The organism is Cetobacterium somerae ATCC BAA-474, assembly GCF_000479045.1.
Lineage (GTDB): Bacteria > Fusobacteriota > Fusobacteriia > Fusobacteriales > Fusobacteriaceae > Cetobacterium_A > Cetobacterium_A somerae.
In genome coordinates this window covers 12,259-35,982 of the sequence record NZ_KI518116.1, presented here as the reverse complement: position 1 = coordinate 35,982, position 23,724 = coordinate 12,259, and the positions used below count along the sequence as shown (strand labels likewise).

Sequence of the window (23,724 nt, the reverse complement as noted above, 5' to 3'; positions counted from 1 at the left end):
AGAATATATTTTTCTTGAAGTTTTAACTCTTGACTTATGCTGAAAAATCTAGTAAAAACTAAGTAAAATAAAGGTTTTCAGGAGGGAGTAGAGAATGAAACAATTAGGAATATCTATATATCCATTTCATGCTACATTGGAAGAAAATAAAAACTATATTGAGCTAGCAGCAAAATATGGATATAAGAGAGTTTTTACTTGCTTATTATCAGTTGATGGGGATAAAGAAGTTATATTAAAAGAGTTTAAAGATACAATTGAGCATGCAAATAACTTTGGAATGGAAGTTATGGTAGACGTGGCTCCATCTATATTCAGTAAATTAAATATAAGTTATGAAGATCTTTCATTTTTTAAAGAGATTGGAGCTACAGGAGTAAGATTAGACCTAGGTTTTTCTGGAAACGAAGAGAGTATCATGACATTTAATGAGTATGGATTATTAGTTGAGATAAATATGAGTCAAGATACAAACTATGTAAATACAATAATGGATTTTATGCCAAATAAAGAGAAATTAGTTGGATGTCATAATTTCTATCCACATAGATATACAGGGCTTTCAAGAGAGCATTTTAGAAGTTGTAATAAGAGATTTAAAGGTTTTGCTTTAACAACAGCAGCATTTGTAACATCACAAACAGGAACTTTTGGACCATGGCCAGTAAATGATGGACTTTGTACATTAGAAGAGCATAGAGATTTACCAATTGAAGTTCAAGGTAGAGAGTTATTTAATGAAGGAATAGATGTTGTAATTATATCAAACTGTTTTCCAACAGAAGAGGAACTTAAGAGACTAGCAGATGTAAATAAAGAGATGCTAGAGCTTGAGTGTGAAGTTTATGATGGTGTAGGGTCAGTTGAAAAAGATATAATTGAAAAAGAACTACATTACCAAAGAGGGGATGTAGGAGAGTATGTTGTTAGATCGACACAGTCAAGAGTAAAATATAAAGGAACTCATTTTGAGTTATTTAACCCAGTTGATATTAAAAAAGGAGATGTATTAATCGAATCATCACTTTATGGTCAATATGCTGGAGAGTTACATATTGCAAGAAAAGATATGAAAAATTCAGGAAAAACAAGTGTAGTTGGGAAAATAGATCCAAACTACATGGGATTATTAGATAGTATTAAACCTTGGCAAAAATTCAAGATTAAAATAAAAAAGTAATAAAAATCGGTTTAGGAGGATATAAAATGGTAGATTTTACAGAAGAGGAATTAGAAGAGATAATATTTTCAATAGTAGCATATGCAGGAGAAGCTAAAGGATGTGCACATCAAGCACTAGCATTTGCTGAAGAGGGGAAATTTGAAGAAGCTGAAGAGTGTATGAAAGAGTGTGACGCAGCAGTTTTAAAAGCTCACCACGTACAAACAGATATGATTCAAAAAGAAGCGGGAGGACAAAAAATACCTTTATCAATAGTTTTCGTTCACGCTCAAGATCACTTAATGACAGCTTTATCAGAGAGAGAGTTAATTAAGAAAATGATTAAATTAAACAAAAGATTATTTGCTTTAGAAAGTAAGTAATAAAAAGTGAAACAAAAAACCCCTTGAAATTTCAAGGGGTTTTAATTTTATACTTATGCTAACCAAGCACCAAACATCCAGATATGTTTTTGATATAAAGCAGCTATATCAGTAACTAGAGTAAGAGTTTCTTGATCATCCTCTTTTTCAGCGATTCCCATAATAATGTTAGCTTCAGCTAAAAGAAGTTTGAAATCTTCTAACATTAATTTAACAGCTTCTTTAGCTGGATATGCTTTAGTTTCAGCTTCAGCTAAAACAGTATGTTTTAAATAGATTTCTAAAGATCCAAAAGGTCTGTGTCCGATCATTAAAATTCTCTCAGCAACAGAATCGATTTGTGCATCAATTTCACCCATTATACCATCAAGCATAGGATGTATAACGAAGAAGTGCTCTCCAGTTAAATTCCAGTGGAAGTTATGTACTTTAGTTTTAAATACATGTAAGTCTCCTACAAATTTGTTCATTTGAAATACTAGATCTTTATTTTCCATAAAAAATCCTCCTCTTGTTTAAAAAACCTTTAGTTTTTATTTTCTGACTTCACTTTCATTATTCGAGGATTTTATAAATTTCCTTTTAAGAAAATAAAAAAAAATTAAAAAGACATATTAATAAGAGTTGTACTTATCTTTTCAGAGATATCTTTCATAGCGATTATGATTTCATTTATATGAGATTCATTAGTATTGTTGCTAAAAAAAGGACAACTTAAAGCAGCTATAATTTTATTATTTTTATCATAAATAGGAATAGCTACGGCACTAATTGTATTTGAATGCTCCATGTTGTCAAATGCAATTTTTTTTATATTAACTTTAAAAAGTTCTTTTTTTAGAATATCTCTACTAGTTATTGTATTTTCAGTATATTTTGGCAAAGTTTCAGGAAGTAAAGAGTTCAATTTTTTTTCTGTTAGTTGACAGATTAAAATTTTACTTGCTGCACCTGCATGTAGAGGAAAGATTGCATTTTCTGGAACTGTAATTTTATAATAATCATTACTTTCAACAGAAGCAATGACTCTAATTTTGTTTTTATCAAAAACACTAACTTTAAATGTTTCCTTAAATTTTAAAGATAGTTCTTCTAAATATGGATATGAAATATTTTTTATTAAGTTATAATTTTTATTTTTATTTGAAAAGTAATCAAACTTATTTCCTAAAGTATAATCTTTTCCATTTTGATAGATATATCCCATTGTGACTAAAGTATAGATTAATCTATTTGTAGTAGCTTTAGGTATATTTAAATCTTTAGAGATTTCAGCTTGAGAAGCTTTCTCTTTTAAATAAAGATAGTTGAAAATTTTATCAATTTTTTCCATAGCTGGAACTAATTTTTTCATATTCTAATTCACCATTGTTGTAGTTTTTTGTACTTTTCCAAATCCTTTTTGATAAGTAGTTCTTTCTGTTGTTCCACTAGGATATCTTTTTTCTACAGTAACTTCAGGTCCAGATTCAGCATCTATAAATTCAACTATTTCATATATATTTTCACCAGATTTCCAAGTTTTTCCAACTGTAAATGGTGCCTTTAAAACAACTTCACCTTTAGTTAAATTTAGATCATCTATATTTACATGAGTATCCTCACCAACATAGATTAGAGAGATTGAATCTCTATTAACTAGGTATACTCTTTCAACTCTTGTAGCTGTATCAGTAGTTTCCTCAATAATAAATCTTAAGCCATTTTTTCGAACTGTTTTACTAGTAGTTTTCGAACCAGCATTTTCAAATCCACCTTTATAAGTAAAATCTCCTGCTACAAAAAAATCAGAGACAACATATTCTTCTGTGTTGCTACATCCCATTAAAAAAAGTAAAAAACCAAAAACAAATAGATATTTTTTCATAAAATCTCCTCCTATAAAAAGAATATTTTCATTAGTATAAACTGATTATACCTTAAATATAAAAAATCTACTAGAAAAAAAGTTGAGTTTGTAACATATGTTACAGAAAAAAAATAACTATACTGATATAATCCACTTATGAATTAAAAAAGAGGGAGAGATATTAATGGAAAAAATACCGATGTTTTGTTTTCAATGTCAAGAAACAGCAGGAAATAAAGGCTGCTCAGTAGTGGGAGTTTGTGGAAAGAAACCAACTACATCAAATCTTCAAGATTTACTTATTTATACAGCAAAAGGTATATCTATTTTGAGAGAGAATTTATCTTTAGAAAGTAGATTAGAAAATAAAGAGTTGAATTCAGAGATTGACTATTATATAACAAACTCTTTATTTATAACGATAACAAATGCAAATTTTGATGATGAGATGATATCTAAAGAGATTTTAAAAGGATTAGAAATTAGAGATAAAGTAAAAACTCAATTGGATAATTTTGGATTAGATATAAAAAGATTAAAAAATCATGATGCAACAACATTTACAGTAAAAACAATAGAGGATATGAATAAAAAAGCTTTAACTATTGGGGTACTTTCAACTGAAAATGAAGATGTAAGATCTTTAAGAGAGGTTATAACTTATGGTTTAAAAGGTATGGCAGCATATTATGAGCACTCTGTAAATTTAGGATATGAGAAATCAGAAATAGTTATGTTTATAGAAAAAGCTTTAGTTTCAACTTTAGATGATTCAATCGAGTTAGGAGGTTTAGTAGGATTAACTTTAGAAACAGGAAAATTTGGAGTAGATGTAATGGCGTTGCTAGATTCTGCTAATACAGGAAAATTTGGAAATCCAGAGATAACAGAGGTAAATATTGGAGTTAGAAATAATCCTGGAATTTTAATATCAGGTCATGACTTGAATGATATAGTTCAACTTTTAGAGCAAACAGAAGGAACAGGAGTAGATGTATATACTCACTCAGAGATGTTACCAGCTCACTATTATCCAGAGTTAAAAAAATATAAACATTTAGCTGGAAACTATGGAAATGCATGGTGGAAACAAAAAGAGGAGTTTGAAACATTTAATGGTCCTGTTGTATTTACAACAAACTGTATAGTACCTCCAAAAGCTGGGGCTTCATATGAAGGAAAAGTATTTACAACAAATGCAACTGGATTCCCAGGATGGAAAAGAGTTGAAGAAAAAGATGGAAAAAAAGATTTCTCAGAAGTTATAGCATTAGCTAAAACATGTAAAGCACCAACAGAGATTGAAACAGGAAAAATTATAGGTGGTTTTGCACATAATCAAGTATTTGCACTAGCTGATAAAGTTGTAGATGCAGTAAAATCTGGAGCTATTAGAAGATTCTATGTAATGGCAGGATGCGACGGAAGAATGAAATCAAGAGATTATTATACAGAGTTTGCAGCTAATTTACCAAAAGATACAGTTATTTTAACAGCAGGTTGTGCAAAGTATAAATATAATAAATTAAATTTAGGGGATATTGGTGGAATTCCAAGAGTTTTAGATGCAGGACAATGTAATGATTCATACTCATTAGCATTAATAGCTTTAAAATTGAAAGAGGTATTCCAATTAAATGATATAAATGAGTTACCAATTGCTTATAATATAGCTTGGTATGAGCAAAAAGCTGTAATAGTTTTACTAGCATTATTACACTTAGGAGTTAAAAATATCCATTTAGGACCAACAATTCCAGCATTTTTATCAGGAAATGTTTTAAAAGTTTTAATAGATAACTTTAATATTGGAACTATTTCAACAGTAGAAGAGGATTTAAAGAATTTCTAAAAAATGAAAATAAAAATGGTAAGAGATGAGTTTCTTACCATTTTTTTATATATTATCTTGAAACAGTTGAAATACCATTATTGATGATGTTATAAATTTCATCTTTTGAAACTAAGTTTGCATCACCTCTTACAGTGTGCTTATAAACAGATGCTGCAGTTGCAAAATCTACAATATCTTTAGGTGAATGGTTATTATAGATTCCAAAAAGAGCTCCAGCAGCGAAAGCATCTCCTCCACCAACTCTATCAACAATTTGGAAAGTATATCTAGGTGAAGCTATAAGTTCCCCCTCTTTAAAGATGAAACCAGTTAAAGAGTTTTCATTAACTGAGTGAGTTTCACGTTTTGTAGAAAGTAGATATTTTATATTTGGATATTTTTTTGTAATCTCTTTATAATATTCATTTAAATCAGAATGATCTCCTAACTTCATAATGTTTTTAGCATCTAGAATACCAGCAAAACAGATATCTATATATGGAAGATAACTTGTTAAAACAGGAGAAGCTTCATCTAAAGTCCAAAGTTTTCCTCTGTAGTTAAAATCAAAACTAATTAAAACTCCCATCTCTTTGGCTTTTTCCATAATTTTAATAGTAAGCTCTTTACAATTTTCAGAAAGAGCAGGTGTAATTCCAGAAAGGTGTAGTATTTTACAATCTTTTAGAATAGATTCTATTTGTAATTCGTTATAGTTTAAAGTAGAAAATGATGAGTATTTTCTATCATAAATAACTGATGATGCTCTAACACTTGTTCCAACTTCTAGGTAGTAAGTTCCAAGTCTTTCTCCACCAAGAACTATATTTTTTGTTTCAACTCCGTTAGCTTTTAAGTATCTAAAGATAGAATCAGAAAGTGGATTGTTAGGTAGTTTAGTAACATATTCAGATTCTATTCCAAAGTTTGCAAGAGAAACAGCTACGTTAGCTTCTCCACCACCATAGTCAGCTCTAAATGTATTACTTTGAATAAATCTATTATTATTTTCAGTGGAAAGACGTAACATAATCTCTCCAAGAGTTACGATTTTACTCATAATTAGATCTCCTCTCTAACCTTTTTAACTTTAGCTATGAAAGCTTTTGCAGTAGCAGTAATCTCTTCGCTAGGTCCAGTAGCTAACTTTCCACCAACACCAACAGCTACAACTCCGTTTTTAATCCATTGATCAACGTTTTCGATAGAAACTCCACCTGTAGGCATAATATTAGCTTGAGGTAAAGGTGCTTTAACAGCTTTAATAAAGTCAGGTCCAAAAGCGCTTCCTGGGAAAAGTTTAATGATGTCACAACCTAATTCCATAGCTTTAATCATTTCAGTAATAGTCATACATCCTGGCATGTATGGAATAGCATATCTGTTACAAAGTTTAGCAGTTTCAGCATCAAATCCAGGAGAAACGATATATTTTGCTCCAGCTAAAATAGCAAGTCTAGCAGTTTCTGTATCTAAAACAGTTCCTGCACCAATTATAAAATCGTCTCCAGGGAACTCCTTAGAAAGTTCTCTAATAACCTCAGTTGCTCCAGGTACAGTATAAGTTACTTCAATTGCATTAACTCCACCAGCGATACAAGCATTAGAAACACGCTTAGCTTCCTCTAAATTCTCAGCTCTAACAACTGCAACAACACCAGTGTTTATAATTCTATCTATAATTTCATGTTTTTTTAACATTTGTAAACCCCCTATATTTCTTTTATTAGTTGACTTAATTTTATAAAAATAGTGGTTTATAAACAATGTCAATTTCATAAAAAAATTCCATATATGAAACTAAAGGAAATAAGCCACTAAAAAGGTAGAAATATTTTGTGAAATATAGTAAAATGTAGGTAATACTCTATATAGGTTTTAAGGAGGAGAAATGCAAAATTATAATGAATTATTAGAAGCAAATTTAGAATGGGTTGAAAAAAGATTGGATTTAGACAAAGATTATTTTAAAAATCTTTCGAAGGGACAAAATCCACCATTTCTATATATAGGATGCTCAGATAGTAGAATGCCTATTGACACATTTACTCAAAGTGAACCTGGAAGTTTTTTTATTCATAGAAATATAGCTAATCAAGTATTTTCTAATGATATGAATTTTTTAGCAACTTTGGAGTATGCAGTTGAACAGTTAGAAGTGGAGCATATAATAGTTTCTGGTCACTACGAGTGCGGAGGAATTAAAACAGCTCATGATAAGTGCAGACACTCTTCAATAATATCAAGTTGGTTAATGCCAATAAAAAAGATAGAGGTAGAGCATAAAGAGGAGTTAGAAAATCTAGCAACTGAACAGGAAAGGTTAGATAGATTAACAGAGTTAAACGTATTAGAGCAACTTAAACATATATTTGAATTATCAGTTATAAGAAATAGAATTGAAAATGGAAAATATCCAAGAGTTCATGGATGGGTTTTAGATATTAGAAGTGGAAAGATAGTTGAAATAGAGATTCCAATAGAAGATTGGAAATCAAAAGGAATAATACCTAAAGAGTATCAAGTTTAATAACTAATCCTTTGTCTTTTAAAAATTTAAAAGATAGAGGATTTTATTATGTAGTAATAAATAAAATTTGTTTCATCTGTAGAATTTATTTAGTTTAAAAAATTTAAAAGATATAATATTTAGGAGGAAAAAAGTGGAAGTTAAGTCACAAAGTTTTGTGGAAGAAGTTTTAAATCACTTAGTTGATAAAAATATTTTTGTCAATTTTACAGTGGAGTTTTTATTTTTCATAATAAAACTATTTATCTGTATAGGGATATACTATTTTGTTTTAAAGTTAGTAAAAAAAATAGCGCCAATTTATAATAAAGCTAAAAAAGAGAATGTAATAGATCCATCTCTTAGAAGTTTTATTAGATCAATTTTATATGTGGGATTACACGCTACATTAATAACAATTTGCCTTTTGATTATGGGAGTAAAAGAGAGTAGTTTACTTGCATTCTTTGGAACATTGGGAATAGGTGTTGGTTTAGCATTAAAGGATAACCTATCAAACTTTGCAGGTGGAATAATTGTTTTGATATTTAAAACATATAAAGTTGGAGATGAAGTAAATATAGCTGGAGAGATGGGATATGTATACGATATTGATATTTTTTCTACTACAGTTAGAACTCATAATAATGATTTAGTAATAGTTCCAAATGGTTCTATTGTCTCAAATAAAGTAATAAACTATACAAAAACACCAATTAGAAGATTAAAATTTATAATAGGAGTATCTTACGATGCAGATTTAGATGTAGCTAGAGAGGCTTTAGAAAAACTTTTAAGAAGTAATCCTTTAGTTTTAACAGATCCTCCTGTATATAGCCATGTAGATGCCTATGCAGACAGTTCTATAAATATAGCTTTAAAAGGTTGGACAACAAATGAGCACTACTGGACAGTTTATAAGGAAACATTAAATGGAATTAAAGGTGCTTTAGATAGAGAGAATATAAGCATACCATTCCCACAAATGGATGTTCATTTAAATAATGTTGATAAATAAAAAAGCTGAAGAGATTCAGCTTTTTTTTAAAATCTATATCCTAAAGAGAGAGTTACACTCTTTCTCTTTCCAAAACCAACTTCAGTTGTAAATTCAACTGATTTATTTATTTCACTTCTAAAACCAATAACATTGTTCCAAGGAGATGAAGTACTCTCTTTTACTTCAAATTTTCCATTTTTAACATTGATTCCAGGTGGAAGAATTCCAAGTGTATTGATATCTCCTTTTAAAGTTTGGGTAATATTTTGATACATAGTTCCAATCCAAATAGAGTTTTTAGTGTTATAAAAGTCAAAGTTATAACCAACTTTTGGAGAAACAACAAAAGCCGAGATATCTCCCTCAATAATATTTAAAGTAGTGTTAGTATAGTTGAAATCAACAAGAGAGAAGAAATTTTTATACCCTCCAGCTAAAACAGTTCCAACTCCATAAGTAGTTCCTTCATATCTTAAAGTAAAATCAACATCTTTAATAGGTATAGGAATAGGTTTTCCAGTTGGAAAGATAGATGGTAAAAAGAAAGTTCCATTGACATTAGCTGTAGAATGTCCTTTTGTTTTTCCTAAAATTCCATAAACATTTAAAAAAGGGAAAACCCAAATGTCAGCTTTAACCAGTTTATTTGTATTAACTGTTTTAGCTTTATCTGCATTAAGATTTAAACTTTTTCCAATATCTAATTTTCCAATGGTTCCTGTTAAGTTAATCTCTTTAATATCAACATCTTGTTTCATATCTACATATATAACATTTATTCCATAAGGATTTGGAAGTTCATACCCCATTTTACGAGCTTCGTCTCCAAGTAAAGGAAACATAGATTTATTATGTAAAGAATTATCAGAAGAGATAAGTAAAATACTATTAAAAATAAAAGTGATTAGCAATACTAAAGTTTTTTTCAAAAGAACCTCCTAAAATATATTTTAACGGAAAATTATATCATAAAAAGATAGATAAAGCTATTAGAAAAATAATAGAAAAGAAAAGCGTAAAGTATTTCTAATATTACTATATGTAACTATAAGTTATAATATTAAGTTATTAAAAATAAAAGGAGTTTGTGAAAATGAGAATTATAATACTTTTTATGATTGTAGGAAATATGTTATTTGCTAATTCAATTTTAGGATATTGGATGACTCAAGAGGGAAAAAATGGAAAGGAAGCCATTGTTTTAATAGAAAAGGAAAAAAATACATATATAGGAAAAATAAAGTATATAGCGACAGTTGATAAAAATTTTAATATAATAAGTTATACAAATAAAGATGAGATAATAGATTTTGAGTTAGTAAAAGATTTTCAAAAAGTTGATGATGTAACATACAAAAAGGGGCGAATAATAGATCCAAAAAGTTCAAGAGAATATTATGCCTCTGTAAAACTTGAAGGTAATAAATTTATATTAAAAGGTTCACTTGATCCTCATGGAATATTGGGAGCTAAGAGAGTTTGGAAAAAAATAGATAAAGAGTACATAAAAAAATATGGTGATGAAAAATTATGATGAATAAAAGAAAGTTATCTCCTAATGAGAGAATGTATCTAGCATTTGAAAAAAACTATAACTCTTTTGTAATAAATAGGATTGTAGAGGGAAGAGGGGATATAAAAATAGATGTTTTTCAAAAAGCAGTTAATAAAGTTAGTGAGATATATCCTGAAAGTAGATTTAAATTAAAAAATGGATTTTGGGTAGATTCAAAACTCTGTCCAAAAGTTATCAAGATTCAAAGAAAAGATGTGGGAAAAGATTTTAAAGAGTTAATGAAAAGAAAGATCGATTTAACTAAAGATGTAGCCTGTGAAATATACTATCTTAATGAATTTGATAAAATAACAATTATATTTCGAACTCACCATGGAGTGATGGATGGAAAAGGACAAGGAATTTGGATTGAAGCAATTTTTAAAGAGCTTAATAATTTAGAGGTTGAAAAGTTTTCTTCTAAAGTGAGAGACATAGATTTACTAAAAGATAGTGGAATTAAGAAAAATAGCGACATAGTAACAGTTGGAAAATATTCACCACTAAAAGATAGAGTATCTTATAAAATTACAGATCCAATCTCTAAAAAAATTGAGCTTGATGAAAAAATAAATAGTATAACAGCTAAATTAATAGGTGGTATTCAGAGTTTAAGTGAAGATTCTAAAAGTAGATTTATAATAACAAGAGATATAAGAGAAAAGTTTCCAGAAGAAAAATTAAATACTGGAAATCTATCACTACCCATGTATTTAGAAACTACAAGTGAAAATTGGCAAGAGATAAATAAAGATTTAATAAATACAATATTAAAAAATGAAGATATAGAATATTCACCAAAGGAGTATTTTATATTTGAGAATATTCCAATGGATATTTTAAGATTGGGATTAAAATATACAATTTTTAATTATAATAGGCAAGAAAAAACTGCAACAACAGCGGTAATATCAAATTTAGGTAGAATTGATTTACAAAATTATAAAACAAAATATTTTATACCAGAAAAAGTTTATGCACTACCAGTAATAACACCACTAGTTCCATTATCTTTTGTAATAACTGAGTTAGAGAATAAAACTATAATAACAGTTGGGTATTATGAAGATAACTATGAAGAGGAGAAATTAGAGGAGTATTTAGAAAAGTTAAAAGATACTCTTTTAAATAGAGTGAAAGTTGAGATTAAAGGTAATAAAGAGGTAAAAAAAGTTGATGTATTTAAAGATATTTTTAAAAAATCTGATCAAGAAGATATTTTAACTTTAGAGAATAATAAAGAAATAAGTTATAGAGATATATTTATTGGTGCTTCAAAAGTAGCTAATTATTTGAAAAAAATAGGAGTTAACAAGGGAGACAGAGTTTCTATATCAACAAAAAGAGACTCAAGTTATTTAATCTCTATATTAGCATGTATAAAAGTAGGAGCTGTATTTATACCAATAGATCCAGAGTACCCAAAAGAAAGAGTAGATTATATAAAGGAGAGCTCAGCAAGTAAGATATTGTTAGAATCTTTAGAGTTTATTTTAGAAGAAGATACTCTAAATAATCTAAATTTTAAAGAGTTTACAGAATATAAAAATGAAGATGTTATTTATACTATTTACACTTCAGGAAGCACAGGAAAGCCTAAAGGTGTAGAAATAACATATGGTACACTTTGTAACTATATATCTAACTGCATTGAAAAATATGGGATAACAGAGAAAAGTATATTTGGTTTTTTCACATCAATATCCTTTGATTTATCTATAACAGCGATTTTTACAACATTACTAGCAGGTGGGAAAATAGAGTTTTTTAATGAGAAAATTACACCAATAACTTTAAAAAATATTTTTGAAAATAGTAAAATGAATAGTGTAAAAATGACACCAACTCACTTGGAAATTATTTCAAAATATAATATAAAAAAGGATAGGTTTAAGTTAGTAATTGTAGGTGGAGAACAGTTAAAGGTAAGTACAGCTAAAAAAGCTCAAGATATTTTAGGTGATAGTTGTAAAATAGTTAATGAATATGGACCAACAGAAGCTACAGTGGGGTGTATATACCATATTTTTGATAAAAATAAAACTTATATAGGAGAGGGATTGCCAATAGGAAAACCTTTAGATAATATTGATCTTTATTTAGAGATTGATACTAATGAAAATATGGGAGAACTATTTATAGGTGGAGACTGTTTAGCAAAAGGATATTATAATAACTTAAAAGAGACTACAGATAAATTTATATACTTAGAAAATAAAAGATTTTATAAATCAGGAGATCTATGTAGAATAAATAAAGATAATGATTTGGAGTTTTTAGAAAGAAAAGATTTCCAAGTTAAAATTAGAGGTTATCGTATAGAGTTAGAAGAGATTGAAAAAAAGATAGAGGAATATCCATCAGTAGTAGGGTGTAGAGTTGTTCCTAACTCATCTAAAAATGCTTTGTTAGCATATTATATTGGAAAAATAGATCAAAAAGAACTTTTAAAAAATCTTAAAGAAAAGTTACCAGAATATATGATACCATATGCTTTCTTTGAAATTGATGAGTTTCCACTAAATTCTAATGGAAAATTAGATTTAAAAAAACTTAAAGAGTTAGGACAAAAAGATTTTAAAGATAATATAGATGAGGTGTCATTATCAAGTTTTGAAAAAAAGATTATCAAAATTTGGGAAGAGATATTAGAGATAAAAATAGATAAAAATAAAGTGAATTGGAATTTTTATGAATTAGGTGCAGACTCTTTGAGTATAGTTAGATTTATAAATGAGATAGAACCTTTTATAAATAAAGAGGGAGTAGAAAAAATTCTATTAAATCCAAACTTAGAAACAATAAGTAAGTATAAAAAATAAAATCCCCCTAGCTAGGGGGATTTTTATATATATTTACATATATTTTTTCAAAAGAGCTTCATAAGTTCCATCTTTTTTCAATTCATCTAAAGCTGTGTTGATTTTATTTAAAAGCTCACTATTTTTTTTAGAGATAGCAATAGCATATTCTTCAGGTTCTCCAGATGTTTCTGCTAATTTTAAACCTTTGTTATTTTTCACATAGTTTAAAGCAGTTTCAGAATCTAAAACAACAGCATCGATTTTATTGTTTTGCAGTTCCATGATAGCAGCGTAAGAAGCATTATATTTTTTTGACTTAACATCCTTCATCTCACTAACTACAACATCCCCAGTAAATCCTAGCATAACTCCAACAAGTTTTCCTTTTAAATCATCGAATGTTTTAATATCACTATTATTATCATTTAAAATTATAACTTGGTTAGCTGTGTAATATGGATTTGAAAAATTAACAGCCATTTTTCTCTCATCACTAGCTGTCATTCCAGCTATAACAATATCTATTTTATTAGTTTCAAGAGCTGGAATTAGCCCATCAAAAGCCATATCTTTAATAACTATTTCCATACCTAATTTTTCCCCAATAGCTTTAACTAAATCTATATCAAATCCAACTACCTCCCCTTTATCAAGGTATTCGAAGGGTGGAAATTCAGCATTAGTACCAACATAAAGTTTTCCTTTTGCAAAAGTTAAAGTACTCATAATTAACATTAAAAATAAAACCAAATTTTTAAAAATCTTTTTCATAATATCCTCCTCAATGTTTTTAAAATATTTTATATTAATGATTTAAAACCTTTTCAATGAAATCTTTTGCTCTAGAGTGGTTAGACCCGTCAAAAAGTTCGTCAGGTGTTGTATCTTCTAAAATAGATCCTTGATCCATAAATAAAACTCTATCTGCAACTTTTCTAGCAAATCCCATTTCATGTGTAACTACAACCATAGTCATTCCCTCTTTAGCAAGATCTCTCATAACATCTAAAACTTCACGTATCATTTCAGGGTCTAGAGCAGATGTAGGTTCATCAAAGAGTATAACTTCAGGATCCATACAAAGAGCTCTAGCAATAGCTATTCTTTGTTTTTGACCTCCAGATAGTTGATCTGGATATGCTAAAGCTTTATCTTTTAAACCAACTTTTTTTAATAAAATAAGAGCTTTTTCTTCAACATCCTCCTTTTTCATACTTTTAACTTTCATAGGAGCTAAAGTAAGATTTTCAAGAACTGTTTTATGGGGAAAAAGGTTGAAGTGTTGAAAAACCATTCCAACTTTAGCTCTCATATGATTTATATCTGTTTTAGAACTCATAATATCTTCTCCACTGATATAGATATGCCCAAGAGTAGGTTCTTCTAAACGATTTATACATCTTAAAAATGTGGATTTTCCACTTCCAGAAGGTCCAATTACTGCAACAACTTCTCCTTTCATTATATGAGTAGAAACTCCTTTTAAAACTTCAAGTTCCCCATAATTTTTAAATAAATTATCAACTTTTATCATTTATTACTCAACCCCTTTTCAACGCCTCTCATGATTTTTGTAAAGATTCCAACTAAAACTAGGTATATTAAACCAACTAAAAGTAGTGGCTCAACTCCTCTATAAGTTTGAGATGTAATTATGTTTGCAGATCTTAAAAGGTCTACTCCACCGATAAATCCAACTATAGATGTCTCTTTTAAAAGAGTAATAAATTCACTAACTAATGCTGGAAGTATTTTTCTAATAGCTTGTGGAATTATAACCTCTTTCATAGCCATTGGATAACTCATTCCAAGAGCTCTAGAAGCTTCCATTTGTCCTTTATCTAACCCTTCAATACCAGCTCTGATAATCTCAGCAACATAAGCACTAGAGTTTATTCCAAAGGCAATACCAGCAACTAAAAATATAGGCATGTCACGGAATCCAGCAAAAATAATATTAGCTAGAACTAGAAGTTGAACAACTGCTGGAGTCCCTCTAATAAGATCAATATAGCAAATAGCTATCCATTTGAATCTAGGTGAAAGTCTTAAAAGTGCGATAAAAATACCAAAAATAACACCAAAGATAGCTGAAAAAGCTGTAACACCAACTGAAAAAGCTAAACCTTGAAGAACGTATTGATATCTGTAACCATCAATAAAAATTGTTTTTAGTGTACTTAAGTAATCTCCCATAAAAATCTCCTTTATATTAGTATTTGGTATAAAAAAAGAAGGTCTAAGAGTATAGACTTATACTCTTAGACCTTCCAAAATTAAAAGGGTAAATAATTTTGCGAAAGTAATCCATAGTTATAAAAATAAAAATGGATGGCCAGCATCAAAAATTACTAAGAATATAATAGAATATAGAGTTTTTATTATTTTGTACCCTATTCCTATCATTTCTAAATAACATGACCTGACCTCCTTTAAAAAATTCTTAAACTACTAAAGTTTGATTGATTATAAACTATGAAAATAAAATTGTCAAATACTTTTTTATAAAAATATTTTTCCTAAAAGTGCTTATGAGAAAACACTCACAAGTACCCTTAGGAAAAAAGCTGAGCAGGGGGGAGTGCTCAGCTTTTCTTAGACACTTTTACTACTAAATAAAAGGGTCTTTAGTGGGGGGATTTTTATTGGGAAATTAGTAGATGAATCTATTGGAATGATTAGGGGGTCATTCCAACGATATATGTCAGTCGCTATATTATTACTAAATTGCCCTAGAAATTCCTTCAAATTAATTTTAAAAATTTTTGATTTATTTGGATTTCTATTTGTAAGAACTCCTATAAAGTCTCTCTCGTTGGGGAAGAATCTAATGTAAGCAAACACGTCAGGATGTGGTGAAAAAAATTTAATTTCACCTTTTTTTAACACTTTAGAACTAGATCTTAAAAAAGAAATTTTTTTATACCAACTTAAAAGATCTTGGTCCTCTTTTCCCCAAGGATATGTTCTTCGGTTATCTGGATCTTTGCCTCCCTCTACTCCTACTTCATCTCCATAATAGATAACAGGAACTCCAGGAAGAGTAAATTGAATTAAACTCAAAGATTTTAGAATTCTAGTTGTAGCAGGCTCTAAATATTGAGGTTCAAGATTATAATCTTTTACGATATCTTTAACAGAGGTTTTTATTCTCTTTACATCATGACTTCCTAAAAGATTAAAGGATGCAAAATAATTTTCTTTAGGATAGTTTTCTTTTAAAGAGTTCATATATTTACAAAGAGTTTCACTATCGATAGAACCATTGTAGAAGTTTAAAAGATATGTTCTAAGAGGATAGTTCATAGCTGAATCTAGTTGCTTACCATTAAAATACTCTCTTCTTTGACCATAACTTATCTTATTACTAGCATCTTCCCAAACTTCCCCAATAATAACTGATTCAGAGTCAATATTTTTACATTTATATTTTAAGCTCTCAATAAAGAAGCTTGGAAGTTCATCAGCTACATCAAGTCTCCAACCTTTAATGCCAGTTTTCATCCAATGATTAATAACACTATTTTCCCCTTCAACAATATATTTAAAAAAGCTAGGTTCTAGTTCATTTACACAAGGTAAATCTTTAATTCCCCACCAACAATCGTAGTCATAGGGATAGTTTTGGAATCTATACCATGGATAAAATGGTGAGGATGTAGATGTAGATGCTTCTTTAAAATATATACTGTCTTTTCCGGTATGATTAAAAACACCATCTAAAATTGTGTATATTCCTCTTTTTTTACACTCTTTAACCATATCTTTAAAATCTTTATATGTTCCTAAAACAGGATCAATATTATGATAGTTATTAGTATCATAACGATGGTTACTAGTCGCTTCAAAAATAGGATTTAAATATAGGGTTCCAACATTTAAACCTTTAAGATAGTTGATTTTTTCAGTAATCCCTTTTAAGTTACCTCCAAAAAAATCCCAACGAGCTATTTCATTTTTATTATTTTTTATATACATTGGAATATCAGACCATCTTCCATATAAAAAACTATTAGCTTTAGGTTCATTAACCTTACCATCTTTATTTCCATTTTTAAATCTATCTGGAAAGATTTGATAGGCAATACTCTCTTTAAACCAGTTAGGAGTAGGATTATTTTTATAGTATAGGGTAATTTGATAGTCAATTGGAAAATTTTCATAGATATCTCCTCTCCCACCAAGAGCTAGAGAGTTATTTCCATAGTAAAAAATAGTATTTTCATTTCCAATGGATATTTTAAAGTGATAAAAAATAGTTTTAGCTAAAGATGGAGTTGTAAAATTAAGAGACCAGACAATATAGTCATGGTCTCCAATTTTTTTTTCAGCTTCAGGAAGCATTTTAAACTCCAATATTTTTCCATTTTTAATTATTAAGTTAATACCTAAACAGTTAATATTTTTTTGAGTTAATATATTAAATTTTATATTTTCTCCACAAGGAGTAGCTCCAAAAGGTGTTTTAAATTGTTCATTTTGAGAATCAAATAAAATAGAATCTTTAGGCAACGAGTAAGAAAGACTATTCACCTCTTTTCACCTCCTTAATATGCCAAATATCTTCAGCATATTTTCGAATACTATTATCAGAAGAGAATTTTCCAGAGTGTGCAATATTAACTAAACACATTTGTAACCAGCCTCTTCTATTTTCGTATAGAGTATTAATTTTATTTTGAGCTTCAACATAAGCAGAGAAATCCTTTAAGACAAAATAAGGGTCTCCTTCTCCATATATATGATTTAGGATATCTTTAAACTCCTCCTTATTTTCAGAAAAAGTTCCATCACTAAGTTGAGTAAGAATCTTTTGTAAATCAGGGTTAGAATTTAAAATATCTCTAAAGTTATATGTTCTATTCTTTTCTAAATCCATAACTTCTTGAGAAGTAAGTCCAAAGATAACGATATTATTATCTCCAACTTCGTCATAAATCTCAACGTTAGCTCCATCAAGAGTAGCAAGGGTAACAGCTCCGTTCATCATAAACTTCATATTTCCAGTTCCAGAGGCCTCTTTAGAAGCTGTTGAAATCTGCTCACTTACATCTCCTGCTGGAATTATAAGCTCAGCTATAGAAACACCGTAATTTTCAAGAAATACGACCTTAATTTTATTTCTAATATCAGGATCATTATTTATAACATTAGCTACAGAGTTTATAAGCTTTATAATATTTTTGGCTAAATAGTAAGATGGTGCAGCTTTAGCACCAAAAAAGAATGTTCGTGGAACTATATCAAGCTCTGGATTTTGTTTTAGCTGATTGTATAGATAAATTATATTAAATACATTAAGCAGCTGTCTTTTGTATCCATGAAGCCTTTTAACTTGTACATCAAAAATTGAAAATGGATTTATATCTATATTATATTTATTTTTAACAAAGGCAACAACCTTCTCTTTGTTTTTAAATTTGATTTTATCTAGTGTCTGTAAAACATTGTCATCATTTATATATTTTAAAAAGTTAATAAATTTATTTGTGTCATTTAAACACTCAGGACCACTTTTCTCTATAACTAATTTGTAAAGTTCAGGGTTTGCATTTTTTAACCATCTTCTATGGGTAATACCATTAGTTTTATTGTTAAATCTTTCAGGATAAAGAAGATAGAAGTCATGGAGCTCTCTATTTTTTAGAATTTCAGTGTGAATTTTAGCAACTCCATTAATTGAATGAGAACCTATTATAGCTAGATTAGCCATTCTAACCTCACCATTATAGATTATTCTCATTGAATCAATTTTACTATAATCCTCTTCATATTTTTTACTAACCTCTTCACAGAATCTTCTATCAATCTCTTCGATAATCATAAGAATTCGAGGAACAGTTTTTTTAAACATATCATAAGGCCATTTTTCCATAGCTTCAGCTAATATAGTATGATTAGTATAAGCTAAAGTTTTAACTGTTATATCCCAAGCGCTATCCCAGTCTAGTCCCTCTTCATCTAAAAGTAACCTCATAAGTTCACCAACAGCTATAGCAGGGTGAGTATCGTTAATGTGAATTCCTACAAAATCAGAGAATTTATGGATAGATTCTTTGAGTTTTTTATATCTTTTTAAAATAGTTTGAAGTCCAGCACTAACAAAAAAATACTCCTGTTTTAGACGTAAAAGCTTTCCTTGAAAACTAGAATCATCAGGATATAAAATCTGTGAAATAGCTTCAACAGCAAACTTTTTATCAATAAATTTTTGATAATCACCTTTTTGAAGACCATTTAAATCAATCTCCTCTTCAGGGAGTTCAGCACTAAAAAGTCTAAGGGTATTAACAGTTTCCATATTAGAACCTAAGATAGGGATATCATAAGGAACAGCGTCAATCTCTTCACAACCAGAGTATACGGGCTCAATTCCATTTGGAGTATTAACTAAATTTACAACTCCACCAAATCTAACAGTTACAGTTTTTTCAGGTTTTTTAATCTCCCATAGAAAATCCTCTTTTAACCAGTTATTTAAAAGTTCTTTTTGATATCCATTTATAATTTTTTGATTAAAAAGGCCATGTTTAAATCTTATACCACATCCATGACCAGGAAAACCAAGGGATGCAAGTGAATCCATAAAACATGCTGCAAGTCTTCCAAGACCACCATTTCCAAGAGCAGGATCAGGTTCTAATTCTAAAAGAGTATCTAAATCAATTCCTAAATCTCTAAGCCCATCTTTAACAACATCTCGAATATTAAGATTTAAAAGATATGAGTTTAATAATCTCCCAAGTAGAAATTCCATAGAGAAATAATATATCTGTTTACATTTTTTCTTAGTGTAGTAGTTGTTAGTTTCTGCCCAAGATTCAGATATATAATCTCTTATAAGTTTTCCAAGAGCTAAATATTTATGCTCTAGGGAAGCTTCTGTAGTAGTTTGTGCAAAAGTTAGAGTAAGTCTTTTAACATAATCTTCTTTAAATTGATTTTTAGTTAGATTCATAAAAGACCTCCGTATAACGATTTATATTTTTTAGCTGACTCTTTCCAATCAGAGTTATATTTCATACAAGATCTCATAAGAGCGGTCCAAGCTTTTTTATCTTCATAGAAAACTTTAGCAGCATATTCAAGTTTGAAAAGCATATCATGAGCATTATAATTTTGGAAAACAAAACCAGTTCCTCCCAAGGTATCGGGATTAAAGTTAGAAACAGTATCTTTTAAACCTCCAGTCTCTCTAACTAAAGGAATAGTACCGTATCTCATAGCAATAAGTTGACCTATACCACATGGTTCGAATAGAGATGGCATTAAAAACAGATCACATGCTCCATATATTTTTCTAGCTAACTCATCACTAAATGTTATGTTAGCTGAGAGTTTCCCAGGATTAATATATGAATAATAGTTAAACAGATCTTGGTACTGCACATCTCCAGTTCCTAAAACAACAAATTGAAGGTTAATATTCAAGATATCATCCATAACCCATTTTATAAGATCAAGGCCCTTTTGACTAACTAAACGAGAAACTAATCCTACCATTAAAATATTTTCGTCTACAGGAAGTCCCAGTCTTTTTTGTAATTCCACTTTATTTATAGCTTTTTTCTTTAAGTTAGTTAATCCAAAATTAGCGTAAAGTTTATCATCTTTTCTAGGATCGTATAAAGTGTAATCGATTCCATTTACAATTCCATGAACTTTATCTCCAAGTTCAATAATTAATCCATTTAATTTTTCCCCATAGAAAGGATATGTAATCTCTTTAGCATAAGTTTCACTAACAGTTGTAACTAAATCAGAGTATATAAGACCACCTTTCATAAAAGATACACCATCATAAAATTTAAGTTTATCTTCTGAATAATATGATGAATCAAGACATAGAAGTTCTCCCAAAATATCTTTAGAAAATACACCTTGATATTTTAGATTATGTATTGTGAAAACAGTTTTTGTATTTTTTAAAAGTGGATCCTCTTTGTAAAAAGCTTTTAAAAGTACAGGAATCATACCTGTGTGCCAATCATTACAGTGAATGATATCAGGAGAAAAATCAGGTATATGCTTAACAGCTTCTAAAACTCCTCTACAAAAGAAAGAAAAAATCTCTCCATCATCATAATGACCGTAAGGTATATGTCTTTTAAAATAGTATTCATTATCTATGAAATAGAAATCCACACCATCATACTCTAAATGAAATAATCCAGCATATTGATTTCTCCATCCAACAGGTACAGTAAAAGAACCTAAAAAATTCATTTTTTCTACAAATTTTTTAGGAATATTTCCGTTTTTTGGAAGTATAACTTTAGCATTAACACCAACTTTTTTTAATGCCTTTGGAAGAGCGTGAGATACATCCCCAAGACCTCCAACTTTTAAAAATGGATCAGCTTCTGAAGTGGCAAAAAGCAGATTGATATTTTTCATCTTCTTTCCTCCTTGTAAAAGTTAAAATTTATATTTTTTCTGAATAACAAGAGGATATGAAGGGTTTCCTTCTAACTCTGTTTCTTCTAAAACAACATTTTTATCAACAATAATATTCTTTAAATGTGTACCAGCTTTTATAGTACAATTTTGAAGAATAATACAATTTTCTACCCTAGCACCTTTTTCTACATTAACATATCTTGAAAGTACGCTATTAATAACAGTTCCTTCAATAAAACACTCATTAGAAATAATAGAGTTTTTTACAACCTCTTCACTTAAATAGTGAGTAGGAATTGAATCTTTAACCTTGCTAAAAATAGGTCTATTTTCATTAAAGAAAATCTCTTTTAAAGTTTTAGAATTTATTAAATCCATATTAGTTCTAAAGTAGTTCGCTAGTGAATTTAAACAAGAAAGATACTCTTTATGCTCAAATCCCATGATTTTTAGATTGTTTTTACTTCTATAGATAATATCTTTTAAAGAGATTTGATTAAGGGGTCTAGACATAACTAAGGCCATTAAAAGAGATCTTTTTATCAAAAATATTTCTAAAGATATATTTTGATTTTTCTTTGGTAAAAAATTAGCACAAGCTCTTGTTAGATGATTTTTTTCATTAAATTCTAAAATATCACAACCAAGAAAATTTTCTGATGGTTCAGGAATATTTTTATATATAACTGTAACATCAGCTTCTGAAAGCTCATGAAATTCAATAGCCTTATCTAAGTCTATATTTGCAATCATGTAAGTTGGAGCGATGACAATCATCTCATCTTTGGATTTTAGAAGATCATCAAAGTTTTCAACTAAAAGTTCAGTGTCACTTTCAACATCACCACTGTGAATTGTAAGACCTCCATTTTTTCTATTTAACCCCCAAGATTTAGCTACATCTAAGTGATTTCTAAGAGAGCGACAATTTTTACTAGTAAGAACATGAATATTTCTAATTCCAGCATTTTTCATATATGATAAAGGGAAATCAATAGCTCTATATTTTCCTGCAATAGGAACTGTAGCGATTCCTCTGTGGGCTGTTAAAGTTTTTAAAAGATCTCTACTTTCAAAAGATGTGATAACTCCAGTATATTTTGCTAACATTATTCATCCCCCCCACTGATAAATAGAATTTCATCTTTTCTTCCAAAATGCTCATTTTTTTCAACAACAACATTTTCACCTAAAATTATTCTATTAACAAAACTACCCTCTTTTAAAACTGCTCCAGCTAAAATGACACTGTTATGTACTTTAGCTCCCTCTTCAACAAAAACCTCAGAAGAGATAATAGAGTTAATAACCTCACCTTTAATAATACATCCCTCTGAAATAATAGAGTTTTTAATAACTGCGGTTTCTTCAAGAAGGTGACCAGGTTTATTTGTAGCTTGAGAGTAGATTCTCCAATTTTTATCAAAGAGATCAATGGGATTTGAGCTATCTAACAAATCCATATTAGCAGCCCAAAGACTCTCTATAGTTCCTACATCTTTCCAGTAACCAGCAAAAGGATAAGCCATTAATTTTTGACCTTCTCTTAAAAATTTTGGAATAATATTTTTTCCAAAATCTTTATCTGAATACTTATCTTGTTGATCCTCTTTTAGCGCTTTTTTAAGAGCAGCCCAATTGAAAATATATATACCCATACTTGCTAAAGTACTCTTAGGCTCTTTAGGTTTTTCTTCAAACTCATAAATTTCATTATTTTTATTTGTATTCATAATTCCAAAACGAGAAGCTTCCTCAAGAGGAACATCAATAACAGCTACAGTTGCTGCAGCTCCTGTTTCAATATGAAAATCTAGCATTTTATCGTAATCCATTTTATAGATATGGTCTCCAGAAAGAATAAGAACATATTCAGGATTATACATATCAATATAGTTTTCATTTTGAAATATAGCATCGGCAGTCCCCTTATACCAACGATTTTCACTTTCTGTAGAGTATGGAGGTAAAATACTAACTCCAGCTCCTTCAACATCTAAATCCCATGGACTTCCAACTCCAATATGTTTATTTAACAGAAATGGCTTGTATTGAACTAAAACTCCAACAGTGTCAATTCCAGAGTTAACACAGTTGCTTAATGGGAAGTCTATAATTCTGTACTTACCTCCAAAAGGAACAGCAGGTTTTGCAACATCTTTTGTGAGTTTTTTAAGTCTACTTCCTTGACCGCCAGCTAAAATCATAGCTATCATTTTCTTTTTCAT

At 29.2% G+C, this 23,724-nt stretch carries 21 protein-coding genes; 7 read left to right on the top strand and 14 right to left on the bottom strand.

The annotated features are described in order from the left end of the window. Positions 1-94 precede the first annotated feature (94 nt). Together HMPREF0202_RS04535 and HMPREF0202_RS04530 are read left to right on the top strand one after the other, a co-directional pair. Positions 95-1,180 (top strand): DUF871 domain-containing protein, encoded by a 1,086-nt coding sequence (locus HMPREF0202_RS04535; protein WP_023052113.1) that lies wholly within the window; start codon positions 95-97, stop codon positions 1,178-1,180. A 26-nt stretch (positions 1,181-1,206) separates the two neighbouring features. Continuing rightward, positions 1,207-1,545, top strand: coding sequence for a PTS lactose/cellobiose transporter subunit IIA (locus HMPREF0202_RS04530; protein ID WP_023052112.1), 339 nt, complete (start codon positions 1,207-1,209; stop codon positions 1,543-1,545). A gap of 53 nt (positions 1,546-1,598) precedes the next feature. Here the strand turns inward: HMPREF0202_RS04530 and HMPREF0202_RS04525 are convergent, their stop codons facing one another. The 3 genes from HMPREF0202_RS04525 to HMPREF0202_RS04515 all read right to left on the bottom strand — a co-directional run bounded on the left by HMPREF0202_RS04525 (position 1,599) and on the right by HMPREF0202_RS04515 (position 3,412). Continuing rightward, the gene (locus HMPREF0202_RS04525; protein ID WP_023052111.1) at positions 1,599-2,042 is read right to left on the bottom strand and encodes a Dps family protein; all 444 of its coding nucleotides are present in this window, start codon (positions 2,040-2,042) and stop codon (positions 1,599-1,601) included. A gap of 104 nt (positions 2,043-2,146) precedes the next feature. Then, positions 2,147-2,899 (bottom strand): IclR family transcriptional regulator, encoded by a 753-nt coding sequence (locus HMPREF0202_RS04520; protein WP_023052110.1) that lies wholly within the window; start codon positions 2,897-2,899, stop codon positions 2,147-2,149. Positions 2,900-2,902: 3 nt separating this feature from the next. Further along, entirely contained in the window at positions 2,903-3,412 is a 510-nt protein-coding gene (locus HMPREF0202_RS04515; protein ID WP_023052109.1) for a hypothetical protein, read from the bottom strand. A gap of 166 nt (positions 3,413-3,578) precedes the next feature. Here HMPREF0202_RS04515 and hcp point away from each other — a divergent pair, with 166 nt between their 5' ends. Then, positions 3,579-5,246: a hydroxylamine reductase gene (gene hcp, locus HMPREF0202_RS04510; protein WP_023052108.1), complete on the top strand. Its 1,668-nt coding sequence runs from the start codon at positions 3,579-3,581 to the stop codon at positions 5,244-5,246. Positions 5,247-5,298: 52 nt separating this feature from the next. Here hcp and HMPREF0202_RS04505 read toward each other — a convergent pair whose 3' ends face one another. Next, positions 5,299-6,288, bottom strand: a complete 990-nt coding sequence (locus HMPREF0202_RS04505) for a sugar kinase (RefSeq protein WP_023052107.1) — start codon at positions 6,286-6,288, stop codon at positions 5,299-5,301. Positions 6,289-6,290: 2 nt separating this feature from the next. Beyond that, positions 6,291-6,929, bottom strand: a complete 639-nt coding sequence (locus tag HMPREF0202_RS04500; RefSeq protein ID WP_040406364.1) for a bifunctional 2-keto-4-hydroxyglutarate aldolase/2-keto-3-deoxy-6-phosphogluconate aldolase — start codon at positions 6,927-6,929, stop codon at positions 6,291-6,293. Between the two features lie 190 nt (positions 6,930-7,119). On the opposite strand from HMPREF0202_RS04500, the gene HMPREF0202_RS04495 reads away from it, so the two are divergent. Next, positions 7,120-7,758, top strand: a complete 639-nt coding sequence (locus HMPREF0202_RS04495) for a carbonic anhydrase (RefSeq protein ID WP_023052105.1) — start codon at positions 7,120-7,122, stop codon at positions 7,756-7,758. Positions 7,759-7,891: 133 nt separating this feature from the next. Continuing rightward, positions 7,892-8,755 (top strand): mechanosensitive ion channel family protein, encoded by an 864-nt coding sequence (locus tag HMPREF0202_RS04490; RefSeq protein ID WP_023052104.1) that lies wholly within the window; start codon positions 7,892-7,894, stop codon positions 8,753-8,755. Between the two features lie 26 nt (positions 8,756-8,781). Here the strand turns inward: HMPREF0202_RS04490 and HMPREF0202_RS04485 are convergent, their stop codons facing one another. Further along, the gene (locus HMPREF0202_RS04485) at positions 8,782-9,666 is read right to left on the bottom strand and encodes a hypothetical protein (RefSeq protein WP_051364127.1); all 885 of its coding nucleotides are present in this window, start codon (positions 9,664-9,666) and stop codon (positions 8,782-8,784) included. A 164-nt stretch (positions 9,667-9,830) separates the two neighbouring features. Here HMPREF0202_RS04485 and HMPREF0202_RS04480 point away from each other — a divergent pair, with 164 nt between their 5' ends. After that, the gene (locus HMPREF0202_RS04480; RefSeq protein ID WP_023052102.1) at positions 9,831-10,271 is read left to right on the top strand and encodes a DUF2147 domain-containing protein; all 441 of its coding nucleotides are present in this window, start codon (positions 9,831-9,833) and stop codon (positions 10,269-10,271) included. Continuing rightward, on the top strand, positions 10,268-13,114 hold the full coding sequence (locus HMPREF0202_RS04475) for a non-ribosomal peptide synthetase (RefSeq protein ID WP_023052101.1): 2,847 nt from the start codon (positions 10,268-10,270) through the stop codon (positions 13,112-13,114). Before HMPREF0202_RS04480 ends, HMPREF0202_RS04475 begins: the two co-directional genes overlap by 4 nt. 33 nt (positions 13,115-13,147) lie before the next feature. On the opposite strand, the gene HMPREF0202_RS04470 is transcribed toward HMPREF0202_RS04475, so the two are convergent. The 8 genes from HMPREF0202_RS04470 to HMPREF0202_RS04435 form a co-directional block, all read right to left on the bottom strand. Then, positions 13,148-13,867: a basic amino acid ABC transporter substrate-binding protein gene (locus tag HMPREF0202_RS04470; protein ID WP_023052100.1), complete on the bottom strand. Its 720-nt coding sequence runs from the start codon at positions 13,865-13,867 to the stop codon at positions 13,148-13,150. Between the two features lie 34 nt (positions 13,868-13,901). Further along, complete coding sequence (locus tag HMPREF0202_RS04465; protein ID WP_023052099.1) at positions 13,902-14,630, bottom strand: amino acid ABC transporter ATP-binding protein; 729 nt, start codon at positions 14,628-14,630, stop codon at positions 13,902-13,904. Further along, a complete protein-coding gene (locus HMPREF0202_RS04460) occupies positions 14,627-15,292 on the bottom strand; it encodes an amino acid ABC transporter permease (RefSeq protein ID WP_023052098.1) in 666 nt (221 codons plus the stop codon). The genes HMPREF0202_RS04465 and HMPREF0202_RS04460 overlap by 4 nt, the downstream gene beginning before the upstream one ends. Positions 15,293-15,691: 399 nt before the next feature. Beyond that, entirely contained in the window at positions 15,692-17,629 is a 1,938-nt protein-coding gene (locus HMPREF0202_RS04455) for a glycoside hydrolase family 13 protein (RefSeq protein ID WP_023052097.1), read from the bottom strand. Then, a complete protein-coding gene (locus HMPREF0202_RS04450) occupies positions 17,622-20,054 on the bottom strand; it encodes a glycogen/starch/alpha-glucan phosphorylase (RefSeq protein WP_023052096.1) in 2,433 nt (810 codons plus the stop codon). Before HMPREF0202_RS04450 ends, HMPREF0202_RS04455 begins: the two co-directional genes overlap by 8 nt. Further along, positions 20,051-21,493, bottom strand: coding sequence for a glycogen synthase GlgA (glgA, locus tag HMPREF0202_RS04445; protein WP_023052095.1), 1,443 nt, complete (start codon positions 21,491-21,493; stop codon positions 20,051-20,053). The genes HMPREF0202_RS04450 and glgA overlap by 4 nt, the downstream gene beginning before the upstream one ends. A gap of 21 nt (positions 21,494-21,514) precedes the next feature. After that, positions 21,515-22,606, bottom strand: coding sequence for a glucose-1-phosphate adenylyltransferase subunit GlgD (glgD, locus tag HMPREF0202_RS04440; protein ID WP_023052094.1), 1,092 nt, complete (start codon positions 22,604-22,606; stop codon positions 21,515-21,517). Further along, entirely contained in the window at positions 22,606-23,724 is a 1,119-nt protein-coding gene (locus HMPREF0202_RS04435; RefSeq protein ID WP_040406362.1) for a glucose-1-phosphate adenylyltransferase, read from the bottom strand. Before HMPREF0202_RS04435 ends, glgD begins: the two co-directional genes overlap by 1 nt.